The organism is Arenibacter sp. S6351L, from assembly GCF_023016025.1.
GTDB classification, from domain to species: Bacteria; Bacteroidota; Bacteroidia; order Flavobacteriales; family Flavobacteriaceae; genus Arenibacter; species Arenibacter algicola_B.
In genome coordinates, this window is sequence record NZ_JALKBB010000038.1 from 1 (window position 1) to 19,681 (window position 19,681).

The window sequence follows — 19,681 nt, forward strand, 5'->3', positions numbered from 1 at the left end:
ATATAAAGGTGGCCTTCGACCTGGTACAGGGGCTCAGGAACATATTCAATACGGCAACTTCTATACAAACAGCATATACAAAGCTGGCACATTGGTACAAAGACGTAGAGAACACAGGCTTTAGGGCCTTCAATACTATTGCTAATACCATATCGCTCAATTATAGGTCGATCCTGAACTATTTTATAAACAGGAGTACAAATGCTTCAGCAGAATCCTTTAATGCCAAAGTAAAGGCTTTTAGAGCGCAATTCAGAGGAGTCAAAAACGTAGAATTCTTCCTTTATAGATTGACCACAATATTTGCATAAACACAACAATTGTTCTTGATCCCTAATATTCCTTCTGGTAATATTAAACTTAACAAGGATAACTCAGTGCCTTTATTCATCAATGTAATTTAAAGCACAAAGAAAATTATTTTTCTCTTCAGACCCAAGTTTTGTTCTTGATCCCTTTTGGACTTGATCCGAAAAAACCATAATAAATCTGCTAAATTGTTTTAGGTATGTTTTAGGAAGGAAATAAAAAAAGGGCTTCAATCTCTTGAAACCCTTGTCTTTCCTAGTAGCGGGAACTGGACTCGAACCAGTGACCTTCGGGTTATGAGCCTTGGGGGGAATGGTTGGATATGGTCTGATATGTAGTAAAAGCTAGTGTTTATGGGGGTTTGTATTTTATGTTAAAACATAAAAAACCACTAAAAAGCAGTAAATGTTTTACCTATGTTTTACCCTTTTTTGACTAGTTTTGTATATCTATAACTTAACAGTAAAGCTTATGGCGTCAGTAAAGATAGTACTTGTCAAGCATAAAAAGAAAAAAGATGGTTCAGTCCCTATTGCCGTTCGCTTCATAAAAAATCGTAAACCTAGTTATATTTTTACAGGGAATTACGTTCTTGAAAAGGATTGGAATCCTACAGAACGATGTATTAAAAAGTCGCATCCGAATTCTACAAGATTAAATAATTTACTGCAAAAAAAGTTGAGTGAGGCTCATGCAAGTCTCCTTGATGCGGAAACGAGCGACGATAGTTTATCAACTAAACAAATAACGAATAAAGTGAAGCGTAAGGGAAATAGAGTTTCATTTTTTGAAGTTGCAGCAGAACGAATTGAACGTAAGTATAAAGCTGGAACGTTTTCAGTTGCGAAATCAGAACTGTCTATTCTGTGCAACATAGAAGAGTTTTTAAATTTAAATTCCTGTGAGCCAATGGAATCTGTTATCGAGCAGATTAAGGAACGTCGTAAAAAAAGAATGGTTCACAGGCGTAAACCGGAAAATTCGATGATTAGTGGCATTAAAGCTTTTGCCAAGAAGAAAACACTTTCCTTTGAGGAAATCGACACGGCTTTTTTGAATAAATATAAATCCTTTTGTGCTGCATATTTGGGTCAAAAAACACGCACGATTACAAATCAATTGATTTTTATTCGCACCCTTTTTAATCAAGTCATTACTGATGGTGAAGTTGATAGAAAGTATTATCCATTTGCAGGAGAGAAGGAAAAAATTAAAATTACCTCCGGCCATAAAATAGGATTGACAAAAGAAGAAGTCTTAATGATAGAAGATTTGAAATTGGAGGATCAAACAAGTATCTGGCATACCCGGAACGTATGGTTATTTTCTTTTTACTTTGCCGGAATCAGAGTATCTGACGTGTTAGAGATGAGATGGTCCGACTTTAAAGATGGGCGTCTGTTCTATACTATGAATAAAAATGAAAAACCGGTTAGCCTTAAAATACCTGAAAAAGCGAAGATAATTATTGAACTATATAAAAGGAAGCGCAAATCTTCGGATTATATCTTTCCGTTTTTGCACAATGTAAACCCAAAAAATGAATATGATAAATTTGTCAAAATCAGAAACGCAAGTAGGTTGTTCGATAAATATTTAAAGCGTATAGCAAAGCAGTGCGGTATCGAAAAGAACCTATCGAATCATATTGCCCGTCACAGTTTCGGGAATATTGCAGGGGATACCATTAGTCCTCATATGCTTCAAAAGTTATACCGTCATAGTGATCTTAAAACTACTATAGGGTACCAAGCGAACTTCATTCACAAGGAAGCTGATGATGCGTTGGATGCCGTTATTAATTTTTAAAAAAAATACTAATCTTCTAATTAATAGGAATCTAGTGCCATGAGGTGTGAGAGTGCTAGTCTGGAAGGTAGTCCAAGTTCCATAAATATTTAACAAAGCACTTCCAAGAGTTTGGAAACCAAAAGGCTTACAATTGGCTCACTTTCGTTTTTTATCACTGGAAAATGAAGAATATGAAATGCTGTGAGTGTAAGTGTATGTCTCTTATAATCAATATTTTACATTAGTTCTATTTCTTATGTGCTTTTGAGTTTGATAATAAAAAAGCAGGGGGCCATTTATTCCATACAAGTTGTGCCTGCGATAGCAATTGGAATATAAACTTAAGGGAGAAAGTACATTCATTTTCAGGTGCTGATAGAAACTCAATATGTTTGTCCCGGGGTTTTTATTATATTTTGATGAAGAAAGGCACAGTAGGAGGAAGGAAAGTATTTCAGGTTATGCAATGATTATTTTGAATACAATAATTACCTATTGATTATAATAGAAGGTTCCGAATGTTTGAAAGACAACTGAAAAAGAAGACAATTTTCTTAATAGTGGAAGAATTCTTTTGTCTCTCGTAATAGTGTGTAAAAAGTCCTTACTTGCTATACAAAATTAAAATTTTCCTTGTGCAGATTTAATGATATTTCTTTCATTATCTACCCAGTTTTCTTTGTAGTAGGACATAACTTTAAACTCGTCCTTAAGCTCGGTCATTTTAGCTATCATCCTATCTTTCATTTTTTTGTGGATTTCAACATAAAAAAAATTGTTCGCCAAATTTTTTGTCTGTTGTGGATCCTTGAGATTATCAAAAAGCAGCTCCTTACCATCTATTAGATATTTAGCATAAGTAAAACGTTTATCTCTTATGGCACGCCATTCATGACCATCTTTCCATAAATAGGTATGCCCCATTCCTTGTAAAAAAGCGTATTCTGGTTCTTTTCCTACTTTACCTAAACACGTTGCACTTAAATCCATACCTTCTACCGAAATAGGAGAAGGCAAACCAGCCAAACCTAATATAGTAGGCATCAAATCAGGCGTATTTATGGCTGCCTCTGACTCTAAACCTGCGGGGATTTTACCCGGCCACCTAAATAACAAGGGAATGCGTGCTGCACTTTCGTAAAATGTCAATTTAAACACTCGACCATTTTCACCGAACATTTCACCATGATCCGCAGAAAATATTACTATGGTTTCCTCGTCAATGTCAAGTTCTTTTAATTTTGCCATGAGACGTCCCATATAAACGTCTATACTGGCAACCATCGCATAATAAACTCTTTGTTGTTCTGGAATATTTTCTTTCCAATAATTCAACCATTCATCGGGGTTGGTATTTCTGTCCATATAGGGATCAGGAGTATCCTGCCAATTATCCGGCAACTTGAATTCCACATCCTTAAACAGATTATAGAACTCTTCGGGAACATTTGATTTTACCCATGGGTCGTGTGGTACGCCAATATTCAAAAACATTGCAAAAGGGGCGTTGTTTTTAGATTTCTTCTTCACAAAATCTATAGCCATATCAAACTGGGCTTCCGGCTCGTACTCTTTATTATAAGTTTTTCTTTCCGGAGTATCTTCATAATAATACCCTTTGTAATTTGAATGATTAAAATTGTATGCCGCCCAATACCCATCGAATCCCATCCTATATGGTCCAGGTGGAACATATGAGGTTTCAAATTCTCCGTGATGTCCTGCAATATTGGACCACATATGCCATTTGCCGATATATCCTGTATCATAACCATTTTCCGATAGTACATGAGCGATAGTCTTATGGTTTGGATTCATACGAATTTCATTTGTAACCATCCCTGTACTAGTTGAGTATTTTCCTGTTATTAAGGACGCCCTATGTGCCGAGCAAACAGGGGTAACCGAAACACAATTTTTAAAATTCAATCCTTCTGCTGCCATTTTATCTAGGTTTGGTGTAATGGCATTATAGTTGCCAGTATATCCCATCATATCATGACGGAGTTGATCGGCCATTACATAGATGATATTTGGTTTTTTGGTAGTAGATGTTTGGCCAAAAACCATCATACTGCACAATAGAAAAGGAACAAAATGTAATCTCATTTTATTTTTTGCAAACCTATATTTTATGATATCGCTTAACATAATTTCTGGCGTTTATTTTTTTAATTTAAAGTTTAAATACTGTATATTATCGGTCTTTTTTATGAGCTTGAAGCCTTTTTTGAATATCTTCTTGCGTGGGCAAGTTTCGTGTTTTTGGATAAGGGGTTCCAATTAATGGCAACGAATCATTCTGTTGTAGGTTCATTTTATCGAGTAATTTCTTAAGCTCTTTTTGATCCATTTCATATTTGGGATTTCCAGCCAAATTATGTTGTTCTAATGGGTCAGTGCTTAAGTCAAAAAATTCAAATTCTGGACGTATATGATATTTATCAATAATCGCCTTGGCCACCGAGTCAATTGCGGCTATTTCCTCCCATGAATCCCAATAGGCTCCAGCACCGTTTTTGCGTAGAATGTCAGAATGGTTAGTGTGGTAATAATTGGGGAAAAGATTATGAATGTATTTAAATCTTTTAGTCCTTACACTTCGCATGGGATATACATTAAAATGGCCGTCTCCTGAATGAGTGGTATAAATAAAATCACGATGATTCAATTTGGGATTTTTTAAGACCTTTAGAAATGATTTTCCATCCAATTTATCGGGAACATTTCCTCCTGCCAAATCAATTAAAGTCGGGAAAATATCTACCCAACTTATTAGAGCGTCTGTTCTTTCCGAACGCTCCATTTTTTTGGGCCATGATACCACCAACGGGACATGAGTTCCGTAGTCATATAAATTCCATTTGCCGAATGGCCATTGGCTACCATGGTCACCAGAAAACAGAAATAAATAGTCATCACCGAACATATCTTTTATTAGAGTTAGGATTTCTCCCAAATCTTTATCCATTCCTTGGATATCGGTGGCGTATCTTGCCCAATGCTCATTGGTTTCCTGACTCTTCAATAGGAAGGCCGGTAAGGAAACCGAGTCGATGGGATATTTCGAACTCTTAATCCATGGCACATGGGGTCTACGATCCCCCACTAAGAGACAGATTGGTTTTATATTCCTTCTATTTTTAAAAAACAGTCGTACTTGATCTGGAAGGTTTACGGATTCCTTACTGAAATGGTCAAAACCGTAATCCTCGGCCTTTTGCTTGTCAAAACCATGTCCCACCTTGCCAAAACTTATAACCTCATAGCCAATTTCTCTAAGTAAATTCGGCAATTTCATTGTTTCTTCCCTAGGATAGGTATGATTAGCCATAGCTCCGTTTCGAGCTGGATACAATCCTGTCAACAAAGCGCCACGACTGGGAGCACAAGATGGGGAGGCCACGAAGGCTCTATTGAAAGTCAATCCTTCCGAAGCTAATTTTTCGATATTTTGAACTTTAACGCCATTATGATTATAAAGTGAAATATCCGAAGCGCTTAGATCATCGCTGATATAAAAAACAATATTAGGCAATTCTATTTGTGCCGTAGATTTGCCCGGATATTCCTCTATATAACTCCACCCTAACAAAACCAAGACCAAAATTAAGACCATCGAACTCCATTTCTTCATAAATTATTCTTTTAAGACTAGAATTTATATCTCTTCAAGTGAGATAGATTCCACCAATCCATGAGAGCTACCTGAGGATTTTACCTATCTCTTTTCGTTTTTTTACCCCGCTGCACCAGGCTTACAAAATCTTCATAATATAGGGGGCTAGGTGTATAATCTCCGTTATTTTGTGGTATAAGTGATTGCTGATAAAATACAGGATTAATAAACCATGCCGGAGAATTAGGTGTCATATTTTTGGGACAGCTCTGTTGAAAAAGTGGATAAGTAGCTAGGACGACACCATACTTTCTAAAGCGATCATAGTAGGCTCTTAGATTATGTTCCGGAAACCAATCGAGCGTTTCAAAAAGATCCTTCCATTCTTCTGGGGATACTCTATTAGTATTAGCATGTCCAAACCATTGGTACAATTTCCAGTTTGGATTGTGTCCATATTTTCGGACAAATGCCTTGCCCTTTTTGTTGACTGTTATTGATTCAGATAATTTTGTTAGGTATAATCGATGAAACGAAAATTCAGGTACAATAATAGCCTTGTTTGGCATAATGCCTCTGACAAATTCAAATGACTGGTCAATCTGTAAGATATCTGAAATATGCAAGTGCACGGCCAATCCAGTAATTTTATCGTCATTATTGGCCAATTCTATCATTTTTCGTATCCCTATTTTTTGTTGTTCTTCCTTCATAAAAAGTCTTGGAAAAGAACCTATATAAATATTTGGCATATTTGAGCTATCCCTTTCCTTGAAATAAGGTTCTACCACTTCTGTCAGCTGCCTTTTCGTAAATCGTACCAAGGGAACAACTCCTTCTTCATTTTCCAATAAATCCTCAGGTAAGGTTTCTAAATTCGGTTCATTCCCTAGTTTGAAAATGTCAATATGTGGGCCCACAATTTGCAGAATCTTACGGGCGTACTCAAAGTATAGTTTCTCCTCTTCAGAATTAGGTTCTGGCAGACGTTTGTTGCGCATCTTAAAATCCCACCTAAATCCAAAGGCGATTTTATATCCTTTTTCCCCGGCCTGAATTACTTTCTGAAGTCCAGTGTCACTCTTAAGTTCTAATTCACCCTCTATATAATCAAAGATCCTTGGAGTGGTTCTGATCCATTCTACTTTTACCTTTTTCAGGTAGTCAAAATTGATAATCTCTGGGTTATGGTTGAAATTAGCTCCTATTTCCTGTGCCCTTGCAATAAGGCAAAGACCAAGAAAGACTACCGGTAACAAAAATTCTTTTCTTTTCATTTTGGGATATTTTAAAAAAGGTGTGGCAAGAACCACACCTTCTAAAACTAAACTAACTCACACTAATTCTAACTTAATTATTTTAATAGCCATCGTTTTGAACAATATTAGGGTTCGCATTAATCTCATCTTGGGGAATAGGCCATAATACATGATGTGGCTTTGCATTGTGCCCCCGTGCGACGGCACTAGAGATGAATTTTCCATGACGTACGAGGTCGTCCCTTCGCTTACCTTCAGCTACAAATTCCCATCCACGTTCATCCAAAATAAGATTGCGCAGTACCTCCTTGCTTGTGGCTTCTACAAAAGTGAGGTCAACCAAATCCGCCCTATTCCTAACTTGATTAATAAGATCCAAGGCCTCCTGTGTAGGTCCATTTAACTCGTTCAAAGCTTCCGCTCTGGAGAGTAATATGTCCGCATATCGTATAAAGGGCATGTCGGCCCCACAAAAATTACCGGTTTGGGCATTGTCGAAAAATTTCAAGCATCTGCTATTATCATTTTCAGCTCTTAGGTTAACAAGATTTCCTGCTCCATTAAAATACTCTTGAATAATGGTCTGTAAACGTGTATCGTTAGGATTATATGAATCCACAAAATCATCCTGTAAACGGTATTGGGTTGCCCAGTTCGCCATACTTGAGGTCCATTCAAATTCCGGAATATTGGGAGCAGTCCTAAAACCTGGAGGAAAAGCTCCATTCTGATAATTGGTGGCATTTCCTTGTACGTTTAACCTAGGATAAGCCACTACCATTTCCTTATTTTTCTCATTTTCGATAAAAAACAACTCCCTAAAAGAAGGGAACAACTCATAATAGTTCAAAGCTATTAATTGTTCAGAGGCGGAAATTACCTTGTCCCATTGTTTAGTCTCCAGGTAAAATTTGGTTAAAATCCCTAGTGCATGGCCTTTAGTCGCTCTGCCATATTGTGCTTCTTGGCCAGGATTTGGTAAATCGGTTATTACGGCCGTGAGCTCGGTTTCAATAAAGGACAGCATTTCTTCCTTGGTAGCTTTCGCCAAATTGGCCTCTTGCACATTTAGGTCACCAGTAGTGCGCAGTGGTACAGGACCAAAATAATTATAAAGCCATGCATAGGAACTTGCCCTTATATACCTTGCCTCTGCGATAATCAAAGTTTTAAATGAGGTATCTACCCCCTCAGCGTTATCGATATTATCTAAAATCACATTGGCATCTCGGATGGCCCTGTATTTTGGCAACCAAAAATCCCCATTTATCCATCCTGTAGAAGCATCCCAGGTAAAATTAATAAATAAGGATAAGGTCCTGTTTTCGCCTCCTCCAGTATTATATCCCATATCCGTGCAAACTTCAATAGGGTTTATTACCTGCTTATCAAATGTATTATCATAGTTATAGGCAGAATAAAGAACAGCTGTAAAACCAGATTCGCTCTGCAGAACATTGCTACTAGAAAACTCTCCTGGAGGGGTAAGTTCTAGTTCATCGGTGCAACCGACCGCTCCTATAAGAGCCAAGGTTGCTAAAATCCGTCCAATTAATTTTCTTTTTTTCATTTTTTTCCGTTTAGTTTTTTTATATCAATTCAACTGATCTTTATGAATTAAAATTCAACATTTAGACCAAATAAATAGGTTCTTGAGAATGGGTAGGCATTGTAATCAATTCTAAGGTTGTTACTTCCGGCCGTGTTTGCCACTGGATCGACTCCCGAATAGTCAGTAATGGTTAGTAAGTTTTGCCCGGTTAAATAAACAGTCAGTCTACTAAACGCCTTCAATTTGTCCACAGGCACATCGTATGAAAGCTTTACCGATTGCAGGCGTATATAAGAGGCGTCCTCCACAGTTCGAGTATTCACTTCAGTTCCTCCCTGTGGATTTACAAAAGATGGATACCTGTTAGTAGGGTTACTCGGGGTCCAACGATTTAAATATGGCTCTGCAAACTTGTTTCTTCTAAAATTTATTGGAAAATAAGTGTCTACCAAATTATTGTTCAAGGTGCTTACACCTTCAACACCTTCCAAGAATGCACTCATACTTAGGTTTTTATACCTAAACGTATTTGTCCATCCCCAGTTGTAATCAGGAAAAGGTTTGCCTATTATAGTTTTGTCATCGGCATTTATTACACCGTCAGGGACCCCATCAGGTCCGCTGATATCCCTATATTTCAAATCACCAGGAGCAACACCTTCTATTGCCGAAAGATCATCATTGGTTTGCCAAACACCGTCAACAATAAAACCATAATAAGAGTTTAAGGGATCACCTGTCCGGGTAATGGTAGCACCATTTACAAACCCTAATCCACCTCTTATAATAGATTCGGCTTCCCCTATATCCAAGACATTATTTTTGATTGTAGTGATGTTAAAATTGGAATCCCAACTAAAATCTTTGCTTGATAAAATCTGTCCATTTAGTGTAAACTCAAATCCATAATTTTCCATGCTTCCAACGTTTTCGATCCTGCTGGTAAAACCAGTATTTGATGGTTTGGGAACATTAAGGAGAAGATCTTCAGTTTTTCTATGGTAATAATCCATTGTACCACTTAATCTATTATTGAACAGACCGAAATCGAACCCAACATCCAACTGATTGGCCGCTTCCCATTTTAGATCAGGATTTGGTATCCGTGAAGGCAGGATAGTTACAAAACGATCATCTCCGAATAAGACGGAGCCACCGGTGTCAAAGCTAGGTAGATAAAGGTAGTTAGCAATATTGGCGTTTCCAATACTACCATAACTGGCTCGGAGTTTTAGCTCTGACAGCACTTGGCTATTTTCTAAAAACGTCTCATTGTGCACTTTCCAAGCGATGGCTCCAGAAGGAAAATACCCCCATTTATTCTCTGGTCCAAATCTAGAGGATCCATCAGCTCTAACAGAACCCGTAAATAAATATTTATTATTCAATGAATAATTTATCCTCCCCAAATAAGATGCAAAGGTTGCTTCTTGCCGGCCACTTCCTAAATTATTAAGTGAAGGATCTCCACTGCCTATGGCATTTGTAGTCAAATCTGGTAGGGCGAATCCTCTTGCGTTTCCAGTAAAACTACTTGATCCGAAATGTTCATATGTAGCACCGAAAACTGCGTTCATTGTATCGTCCCCAAATTCCTCATTATAATTTAAAGTTCCTTCAGCAAGGTAATAGTCGCGTCTTCCCGTAAGTATAGAGGCTATACCTCCAGAACCAGCTCCCTCTATAGTCGTGGGGTCAACAAAAACGTCCTTGCGAGTATTATTGACGTCTCCTCCCAACCTAGCCTTTATGGACAAGGAGGGAACAAGAAAATATTCTCCATATATATTTCCATAGGTTCGAAAGGAATCTTGTGTAGCTTCCTCACCATTTAAAAGCGCCACTGGATTGTCTATTTGTGGCCCAACAAAAGCAGATTGTTGCAAATTACCTTCAGTATCATATATTGTAATCGTTGGGTCATAATTTATAGCGGAATACACAGCTCCTGCATTTTCATTGATCCCAACACCATTGGAAACGAAATCGTCAAAAATATATGATGAATTCAGGTTGATACCGAAAGCATATTTTTTGGCCTCCCTTACATCGATATTCACCCTGGCGTTATACCGCTGCATTCCTGAATTCTTGACCACACCATCCTGATCGAAATAATTTAGGGATGCATAATATGTAGCTTTCTCTGAACCACCTGAAACTGCGACATTATGACTTTGTAATAGGGCATCACGGTATAACTGTTCTTGCCATTCAGTTCCTGAACCCTGAATTTCAGTTACACGCTGACCTTCACTTCCACCGCCATCATCTATGATGGCGTTGAGCACATCGCGATATTCAGTAGGTGATAAAAGTTCAATTTGGTTAGCAACCGATTGCCAGCCTACATAGGTGTCGTAATTGACTTTCATTTTGCCAGCACTTCCGTTTTTAGTGGTAATCAAGACTACCCCATTAGACCCTCTGGCCCCGTAAATTGCCGTAGAAGATGCATCTTTTAATATTTCCACCGACTCAATATCCGCTGGGTTTAGGGTGTTCAGAGGATTACGAGGGTTTTGATTTCCTACAAAGCCGGCTCCAGACCCAGTGACCGGTGCAGCATTGTTCGAAGGCACACCGTCGATAACATAAAGTGGTTCATTTCCGGCATCTATGGAACTTGCTCCCCTTATGTTGACTGACATCGCACTTCCTGGTTCCCCACTTTTTTGATAAATCTGAACCCCCGCGGCCCTACCTTGTAGCGATTGTTCCAAAGATACATTGGCACCGGCATTTAAATCTTCCGCTTTTAAGGAAGTAACTGCCCCTGTAAGATCGCTTTTCTTTACACTACCGTAGCCAATAACAACTACCTCTTCCAAGGCCTGGGTATCTTCTGCCAAGGAAACATTCAAACTAATACGGCCATTAAGCTGTTGCTCCTGGGGCAGAAAACCGATATAACTAAATACCAAAGTTGCATTCGAAGGAACATTTTCAAGGTTGTAATTACCATCAAAATCTGTCTGTGTACCATTCGTCGTTCCCTTTACCACTACACTTGCCCCTGGTAAAGGTGCGTTATCCCCTGCGGAGGTCACTGTTCCAGAGACACTCTGGGCCGCCAATCCGGAAGAAAATAGAATCGAGAATAGGAGCTGCAAAAACCAAGATGGTTTTGAAATCCTTTGTTTACATTTTTTCATACTGCTGTTTTAAATTAGTTGGTTTACTTATTTCTAGTTAATATTAAATTGTTAACGCCAAGCCTTGAAAAAGATTCACTTAATCCGGTAGATTTCTTCGGATATCCTCTTTACGAGCCTTAATTAGGCGCTGGATATACCTCATATTTCTGGGCTAGATCCTCCCACTCCTTTTTCAATTCCTGTACTATTTTTGGATTCGATTCTGCCACATTGTTAATTTCCGTCCTATCTTTCGCCAAGTTGTACAATTCCCAAGGTCCGTTTTTTTCAAGGCGTACTAATTTCCAATCTTTCTTTCTTAATGCAGCAGCACCAAAATGTTCCCAGAAATAGACCTCCTGAGTACCTTCGGTGGATTTGCCCATCAGAATAGGCAACATACTCTTTCCTACTGTTGGTTTAATTACATGACCTTTGTAATTTTTTGGATACGATGTATTAGCCAGATCGATGCAAGTGGCCATAATATCTACCACATGGGCCGGATTATCCTTAACGATTCCTTTGTCTGTAACTTTGCTTGGCCAATGCACGATAAGCGGAGAATTAATTCCACCTTCGAACGACTTCGCCTTCCAAAAACGAAACGGCGTATTGATGGTGTGTGCCCATTCGGGGCCAATTCCAGAATGTACTGTCTGTGCCCCGGGCATACTATCTTTTTGTACTGGAAAAACTACTTCTCGACCGTCTCTTGTGCTTCCTGCTCGGTCAAATCCAGGGCCATATTTTGAAGGGCGTTCAGAACTTGCTCCATTGTCCGAAAAGAAAAATATGACCGTGTTTGCCAATTCACCAGTAGCTTCCAGTTTATCCACCAGTTTGCCTATGGATTGATCCATTCGATCTACCATAGCCGCATGAACGGCCATAGCTCGGGAATCCCACTTTGCATTTGGGTTAGACTCCCAATCTAGTTCCGGAAACATAAAGTCTGGCATTTTCGCGTTCTCGGTCCTAATGATACCCTTATCAATTAATCCTTGGTATCTATTTCTCCTAATTTCACCCCAGCCCGTATTATAGGTGCTTGCGTATTTTTCTATTTCTTCTTCCGGAGCATGCAATGGCCAATGGGGGGCGCAATGGGCCACATATAAAAAGAAGGGGCTTTTATTTTTAGAAAACTGTTCTACGTATGCAACAGCAGAATCACCAATAGCGTCGGTATGATAATATCCAGGCGGAACATTTTCTATTTGTTTAAGACCATTAACCAAACTAAAAGGATCAAAATAGTCAACTACCCCCCAAATATTTCCGTAATATTTATCAAAACCACGGGAAGTAGGGTAGGTTAAGGTATCTGAAAAGTTTCCGTAATTTTCATGATGCGCCAACCATTTCAACTGTTTATCTTCTTCCAATCGGTTGGTTGGTGATACGTGCCATTTTCCTGTCATACCGGTCTGATATCCGGCATCTTTGAGAACTTCTGCTATGGTTACCGTATTCTCCCCCAGTGTACCTCTATAACCTGGTAGGTCCATATCCATTGTCATACGGCCAATACCCGCCTGATGTGGATAAAGACCCGTCAACATTGAAGCTCTGGAAGGACAACAGCGTGAGGTATTATAAAATGAACTGAATCGTAACCCGTTGTTCCCTAGCTTATCCAAGTTTGGCGTACTTATCTCCCCACCATAACAGCCTAAATCCGAATATCCGAGATCATCGGCCATAATTACCACAATATTGGGTCTCGAGTCGTTTATGATGTCATCCTTAGCTTTGGTTGCCCCATCCGTTTTACATGCGACACCAAAGGCCATTAGTAACAAAGATCCATATCCTATTTGTTTCAACATATATGTTTTATTTAAATAAATCGTACTCCTAGATCTGTAGAATTAGTACAACTAATGATATAAATATTGAATAGGGATGATTATATATTCCCTATGTCACTTCACCAAATAAGTTTTGTAATATTGTGAATTACAATGTCATAAGGTAAATCACCGGGAAACTGTGATTTTTCAAAGGAAGTAACAACTCCATAATTTTGAGTTTCAATTCGTGTCAAATTATCAACACAATGAGTCAAATGGAGTTAATTGTATAAAATTTGACCTGAATAAATGAGGAATGAGAAATTTCAACTAATCTTTATAATTGTCATATGTATTGGAGTGTTTAATTAAAAGGGAGACGACCAGTCTAAGTATGAGTGATGGCAGATCTTTGTTATGGCAATTTGATATATACGAAAGTTGTTTGTCAAATTCTGATGAAGCCAAGCATTCACAGAAAAAGGATGGTATTTTGGGAATTATGATGGTTATTCTTCAAGCTTTTAAAAGAAGTAAGTGTCAACCATGATTATTACTTTTTACCTCCAATCGCGAATAATACCTTTTTTACAAGACTTCATTTTAAGAGCATATGAAAGCAGCTTTTGGAATATATCGATATTTATTTACATGTGATAATTTTTACAATTCGTTATCCACTTTTCACTGACTCAAAGTAAAGGCGGTCTTTCCCCTGACTACACGTAGGTTTTAGGCTAAATACTGTTCATAAGTGCTAGTGATTTGGGGTAGAAATTTAAACCATCTCATTAACTTATTCCTAAAATCACTGTTGTGGGTTTCTTAAGAATAAAAGGAACATTTTCCCTATCTTAAAATCAAGTACCTGGAGAAATCAGAAAAACAGAAAGTACCGACACAAAAAAAGACATGAGTGACACTTATAGAATCGTGGCAAATTCTATAACATAAAAGTAGTAGCGTTAGTCCTTAAGAAATTAAGTGCCTTTGACATTTGATTTTCAACGGTTTTTTCTGATATACCCAGGTCTAGAGCAATGTCTTTATATTTCTTTTTCTCCAATTTGTTTTGAATAAATATTTCTTTACAGCGAGGGGGCAACTGGTTTATTAGATTGTTTAACTTTTCCATTTTATAGTCATATAAATCCTCTTCCAAAGTAATTTCAGAAATAAGGTCCCACTTTAACTTATCTAATGTATCAAATCGCATTTTATTGCTTCGAATATGCTGTAAAAATTGGTTGTGGCATGTCTTAAAAAGATAATTTTTCAAAGATGCAGTAATCATTATTGTATTCCTTTTTTCCCATAGACCGACCATAGTATCTTGAACAATATCCTCCGCCAAAGAATGGTCTTTACACAGGTTATAAATGTAGTTACAAAGCCAATCATAGTATTCAGTGAACAAATACTTATACGCCTTTGGGTTGCCTTTTCTGAGTCTTTTAATCAATTTTTGATCCTTCATTTTGAACCGGTTATTGCTCAAATCTAATAAAAAATAAAAAAACGTAGGGGTTTTTTGTGATTATTGCATCTTTAAGTTAAATGAATTGCCATATGTATAATTATCAATTACTGATTGACAAATTAATGGACAGTACGATCTCATCCAAGGAAAGAAAGGCTTTGGAGAAGTGGGTTGGGGATAACGAGTCCAATTTGTCCACTTTTAAAAATTATGTTAAACAAAATTATGTTAAAATATCTAAAGACTTCGATTCTGACCAGGCGTATAAAAGGTTTTTCGAGACGGTTAAATCAAAAAAGAACACTTCAAATCATATTAATGCACTATTGAGGTATGCAGCTGTGTTTATGGTATTGTTGACTATTGGGTTTATTGCAAAACATTTTGTGATCTCTGATGTTTCCCAAACCTCGATAAAAGTTGTGGAAAATGAGAAAAAAGCATATACAGGTAGTGAGATTTTAATCAAATTGGCGGATGGTACTACCAAAGTATTAAGGTCAGGGGGAAATGATGTGTTGTCCGATGCAAATGGAAATATTGTAGCAAGTGTGGATAGAAATTCGATTGCTTTCGACTCTATTCAGCAACTGGTGAAAACCGCTTCAATATATAATGAGATTTTTATTCCCAATGGAGAAATTTTTAAGTTAAAGCTTTCGGACGGAACATTGGTATGGCTAAATGCGGGGTCAAAACTACGTTTTCCTCAAAGCTTCGATAATACTGATAACAATAGAACCGTCTATTTGGAAGGTGAGGCCTTTTTTGAAGTTAAGAAAAATAAGAACAAGCCATTCATTGTAAATACGCAGGAAGTGGATGTAAAAGTGCTTGGTACAAAATTCAATATTACTTCCTATGAAAACGATGATTACATAGCTACCACTTTGGTTGAAGGGTCGGTTAGTGTCTATGAAAATAGGACACCTGATAATGGAGTGATATTGACCCCAAGTTTTCAGGCCCATTATAATAAATTTGGTAACAATTTCATTAAGGAAAAGGTGGACATTGATAATTATACTGCCTGGATGCACAATCGTTTGGTCATCAATAATTTAAAGTTTTCCGAAATACTGGTCAAACTGGAACGTAGATACTCGGTAAAATTTATTAATAATTCTGAAAACCTAAATGATGAATTTTACGAAGGTGAATTCGTGGATGAGGATATTAAATCTGTTCTTAAGACGATTTCTCTTAGTACCCCATTCTCTTATGAAATAAACCAGAACATAATCACAATAACAGATTAAAAAAAAAGTTAGGGAAGTGTTGAAGCCACTCCCCTAATCTAATTGACCGTCAAATAATAATTATTAACAATCAAAGACACCCAAAATTATGAAAAAAAGTTATGAGGACGCTGTCCTTAAAAAGAAATGCTGCAAAAAATTTAAATTTAAGATGAAGTTTTCCTTACTAATTGCTTCTCTAATCCTTTTTCAATTATCGGCTAATACGGTAATGTCACAAAAAAAAATTGAATTTAGATACACTAATGTTCCATTAAAGCAAATCCTAAACGAAATTAATTCACAAACCGGCTATCGTTTTTTTTATAATGTAAAGGAAATAGATGTTAAGCAAAAAATTTCCATTAGGGTAGACAAAGAAACCATTAAGGAAGTAATGGACAAATTATCGGTGGAAGCGAATTTTACTTTTAAAATAAACAAAAATCAAATCGTTTTGACTCACGGGATAATCCCGGCAAACACCGTGCAAAAAATTGAAGTAAATGGTACGGTTAGTGATAAAGATGATAACCCCTTGCCAGGCGCAAATATTCTAGAAAAAGGAACTACCAATGGTACCCAGGCGGATTTTGATGGAAATTTTTCCATGGAGATCTCTGACAAAAATGCAATTTTGGTTGTTTCCTATATCGGTTTTTCTAAAAAGGAAGTTCCTTTGAATGGGCAGTCGTCCATAAGTATTATTTTGGAAGAGAGTGCTGCTGCGTTGGATGAAATTGTAATTGTTGGTTATGGATCTGTAAAGAAAAGTGATTTAACGGGATCAGTTGTTTCACTAAGTGAAGAGGATCTTAACCAAGTCAATCCTGTATCAGCGGATCAATTGCTTCAGGGTAGAGCTGCTGGTGTGCAAATTACACAAGCAAGTCATGCCCCAGGAGGAGGTGTTTCTGTTAGAATTAGAGGGACTGGATCAATAACTGCAGGGCAAGAGCCCCTTTATGTTGTTGATGGTTTCCCTCTGAATAATGTTGCCACCGCAACCGGAGAATTAAATAGTGGTTTTGACGGACAACTGCCTGACAACAATCCATTGAATTCTATAAATCCGGCAGATATTAAGTCCATCGAAATCCTGAAGGATGCTTCTGCCGCTGCTATATATGGAGCAAGAGGTGCCAACGGGGTTGTTATTATAACTACAAAATCCGGAATAGGCGCTCCTAAGTTTAAATTTAATACGAGTTATTCTGTTTCCAAGATCAGGTCAAAAATGGATGTGTTAGGTACATCGGAGTTTATTGATGTAATGAATCAGATAGAAGTTGCTAGAGGTAATGCTGCGCCTTTTGATAATGATTACATTAGTTCTGTTGGGGCAGGAACAGACTGGCAGGATGAGATATTTCAAATGGGTTCCACACAAAGTCACAACTTATCCTTATCTGGAAAATCGGGTGGAACGACCTATTATTCATCGCTAAGTTATTATGACCAAGAAGGAATTGTAAAGAATACAGGATACGACCGCTCTCAAGCTAGATTGAATTTAGATCAAGAGATTGGTGATAAATTTACCTTTGGTATTAAGTTAAATACATCCTTGGAAAATAATAGACAAGTTCCCGTAAATGGAGGTGCAATTAACGAACAAGGTGATGTTATTTATTTAGCACTTAATAATGCACCAGTTAATCCCGTTTTTAATAATGATGGCAGTGTTTTTAGGCCTCAAATAGATGGAATATTTAATTTGACCCTAAATAGCCCTTATGGTACATTATATGGACAAGAATTAAATGAAAAAGTAAATCGTACTCTTGTTAATATTTATGGGGAATATACTATTATTCCTGATTTAAAAGCTAAAGTAACTTTTGGTTCAGATAGAACAACCAAACGAAGAGATATATATTCAAATAGAATATCAACACAAGGGGAATCGGCAGGAGGTATTGCCACAATTATTTCTGGTGAATTGTCCAATACTTTGCTAGAGGGGATATTGACATATAATACAACGCTTGCCGATAAGCATTCACTAACGGCATTAATAGGAAGTACTTATCAGGCGTTTGAAAATAGAACTGTTTCAGCAGGAACACAAGGTTTTGCTTCGGATATCATTGAAACAAATGATCTGGGGATAGGAACCCAAGCTCAAAATCAAGTAGGTAGTTTTGCTTCAGAGCGCAGGTTGTTGTCATATTTGGGTAGAATTAATTATGGTTTTGATGACAAATATTTATTAACTGCATCATTAAGAGCTGATGGATCATCCAATTTTGGGGCCAATAATAGATATGGTTATTTTTCTTCTTTCTCAGGAGCATGGAAAATAAACAAAGAAGCATTTCTAAGTGATTCTTCAGTAATTTCTGATTTGAAATTAAGATCAGGTTGGGGACAACTTGGAAATGACAATATCGGTATAGCACGCGCCCTTACAACTTATTCGGGAGGACCTATTGCAGTTTTTGGTGGTCAACAGATAGCTGGTGTTGCTCCTTCCAGAATTCCAAACCCAGATCTAAAATGGGAAACTTCAGAACAACTGAATTTCGGCTTAGATTTTGGCTTTTTAAATTCTCGAATTACAGGAAGTATCGATTATTACAAAAAATCTAATAAAGACTTATTGTTAAACCTTCCAATACCAAGTACTTCCGGATTTTCGATACTGGCAAGCAATGTAGGTCAGGTTAATAATTCGGGATTTGAATTCATGCTTAGTACACATAACCTTAATGGAGATTTAATGTGGTCAACCGATCTGAATTTTTCCTTTTTAAAAAATGAAGTAATAAGTTTGGGTAATATACCTGAGATTATTCAATCAAATGCACAAATAAATTCACTCATCAGGCCAGGTGAGGCATTGTATTCATATTATGGTACCAAGGCTATCGGTATTTTTCAAGAAGGCCAAGATCCTGTGGACGCCCAACCTGGTTTAGTGCCAGGAAATCCAATTTGGTTAGATGCCAACGAGGATAACGTAATAAATGATCTGGATCGGGTTGTATTAGGTAATCCTTACCCAGATTTCACATTTGGCATCAATAATTCATTCAATTATAACAACTTTAAATTGAATGTGTTCTTCGATGGTGCATTAGGTCAGGAGTTAATGAATTTTGCATCATATGATGCTATATATCCTAACGATAATTTTAGAAATCGATTAGCAGATCCATGGCTTAATCGTTGGACTCCAGATAATCCAACCAATAAATGGCCCTCTGGATTAAATCCAAGTACATACCAAGGCTCACAATCCAATAGCTATTTAGTTGAGGATGCTTCTTTCGTTCGTCTAAAGAATGTACAATTAACATACTCGGTTCCAATGGATAAAATAAACTTTTTAAACTCGCTTGATATATTCGTTGGAGGACAGAATTTATTAGTGCTAACGGACTATTCAGGATTCGATCCTGATGTTAGCTCATTGGGTCAGTCAGGGGTACGTATAGATCGTAATGCATATCCGTCATCAAGAGTATTTCAATTAGGAATTAATGTGGGATTTTAAA

11 protein-coding genes are annotated in these 19,681 nt (G+C 37.3%); 4 read left to right on the plus strand and 7 right to left on the minus strand.

Annotation, left to right across the window (positions count from 1 at the left end):
* Positions 1-311 (plus strand): transposase (locus tag MWU82_RS21825; protein WP_247097912.1); only part of this gene is annotated, 311 nt, incomplete at its 5' end.
* A gap of 469 nt (positions 312-780) precedes the next feature.
* Positions 781-2,118 (plus strand): tyrosine-type recombinase/integrase, encoded by a 1,338-nt coding sequence (locus tag MWU82_RS21830; protein ID WP_247097913.1) that lies wholly within the window; start codon positions 781-783, stop codon positions 2,116-2,118.
* Between the two features lie 603 nt (positions 2,119-2,721).
* Here MWU82_RS21830 and MWU82_RS21835 read toward each other — a convergent pair.
* The 7 genes from MWU82_RS21835 to MWU82_RS21865 all read right to left on the minus strand — a co-directional run bounded on the left by MWU82_RS21835 (position 2,722) and on the right by MWU82_RS21865 (position 14,940).
* Positions 2,722-4,209, minus strand: coding sequence for a sulfatase (locus tag MWU82_RS21835; RefSeq protein WP_247097914.1), 1,488 nt, complete (start codon positions 4,207-4,209; stop codon positions 2,722-2,724).
* An 88-nt stretch (positions 4,210-4,297) separates the two neighbouring features.
* A complete protein-coding gene (locus MWU82_RS21840; RefSeq protein ID WP_247097915.1) occupies positions 4,298-5,737 on the minus strand; it encodes a sulfatase in 1,440 nt (479 codons plus the stop codon).
* An 80-nt stretch (positions 5,738-5,817) separates the two neighbouring features.
* Positions 5,818-6,996 (minus strand): hypothetical protein, encoded by a 1,179-nt coding sequence (locus MWU82_RS21845; RefSeq protein WP_247097916.1) that lies wholly within the window; start codon positions 6,994-6,996, stop codon positions 5,818-5,820.
* Positions 6,997-7,078: 82 nt separating this feature from the next.
* Positions 7,079-8,548, minus strand: coding sequence for a RagB/SusD family nutrient uptake outer membrane protein (locus MWU82_RS21850; RefSeq protein WP_247097917.1), 1,470 nt, complete (start codon positions 8,546-8,548; stop codon positions 7,079-7,081).
* 47 nt (positions 8,549-8,595) lie between these two features.
* A complete protein-coding gene (locus tag MWU82_RS21855; protein WP_247097918.1) occupies positions 8,596-11,685 on the minus strand; it encodes a TonB-dependent receptor in 3,090 nt (1,029 codons plus the stop codon).
* Between the two features lie 119 nt (positions 11,686-11,804).
* Positions 11,805-13,499, minus strand: a complete 1,695-nt coding sequence (locus tag MWU82_RS21860; protein WP_247097919.1) for an arylsulfatase — start codon at positions 13,497-13,499, stop codon at positions 11,805-11,807.
* A 907-nt stretch (positions 13,500-14,406) separates the two neighbouring features.
* Entirely contained in the window at positions 14,407-14,940 is a 534-nt protein-coding gene (locus tag MWU82_RS21865) for an RNA polymerase sigma-70 factor (RefSeq protein WP_247097920.1), read from the minus strand.
* A 92-nt stretch (positions 14,941-15,032) separates the two neighbouring features.
* Here MWU82_RS21865 and MWU82_RS21870 point away from each other — a divergent pair, with 92 nt between their 5' ends.
* Positions 15,033-16,202, plus strand: a complete 1,170-nt coding sequence (locus MWU82_RS21870; protein WP_247097921.1) for a FecR family protein — start codon at positions 15,033-15,035, stop codon at positions 16,200-16,202.
* An 88-nt stretch (positions 16,203-16,290) separates the two neighbouring features.
* Positions 16,291-19,680: a SusC/RagA family TonB-linked outer membrane protein gene (locus MWU82_RS21875; RefSeq protein WP_247097922.1), complete on the plus strand. Its 3,390-nt coding sequence runs from the start codon at positions 16,291-16,293 to the stop codon at positions 19,678-19,680.
* Position 19,681: the final 1 nt, after the last annotated feature.

Excerpts from the sequence above, each read along its gene's own strand:
- MWU82_RS21850 (WP_247097917.1), bottom strand. The coding sequence starts at position 8,548 with ATGAAAAAAAGAAAATTAATTGGACGGATTTTAGCAACCTTGGCTCTT.
- MWU82_RS21830 (WP_247097913.1), top strand. The coding sequence starts at position 781 with ATGGCGTCAGTAAAGATAGTACTTGTCAAGCATAAAAAGAAAAAAGAT.
- MWU82_RS21860 (WP_247097919.1), bottom strand. The coding sequence starts at position 13,499 with ATGTTGAAACAAATAGGATATGGATCTTTGTTACTAATGGCCTTTGGT.
- MWU82_RS21840 (WP_247097915.1), bottom strand. The coding sequence starts at position 5,737 with ATGAAGAAATGGAGTTCGATGGTCTTAATTTTGGTCTTGGTTTTGTTA.
- MWU82_RS21865 (WP_247097920.1), bottom strand. The coding sequence starts at position 14,940 with ATGAAGGATCAAAAATTGATTAAAAGACTCAGAAAAGGCAACCCAAAG.
- MWU82_RS21845 (WP_247097916.1), bottom strand. The coding sequence starts at position 6,996 with ATGAAAAGAAAAGAATTTTTGTTACCGGTAGTCTTTCTTGGTCTTTGC.
- MWU82_RS21875 (WP_247097922.1), top strand. The coding sequence starts at position 16,291 with ATGAAAAAAAGTTATGAGGACGCTGTCCTTAAAAAGAAATGCTGCAAA.
- MWU82_RS21870 (WP_247097921.1), top strand. The coding sequence starts at position 15,033 with ATGTATAATTATCAATTACTGATTGACAAATTAATGGACAGTACGATC.
- MWU82_RS21835 (WP_247097914.1), bottom strand. The coding sequence starts at position 4,209 with ATGAGATTACATTTTGTTCCTTTTCTATTGTGCAGTATGATGGTTTTT.
- MWU82_RS21855 (WP_247097918.1), bottom strand. The coding sequence starts at position 11,685 with ATGAAAAAATGTAAACAAAGGATTTCAAAACCATCTTGGTTTTTGCAG.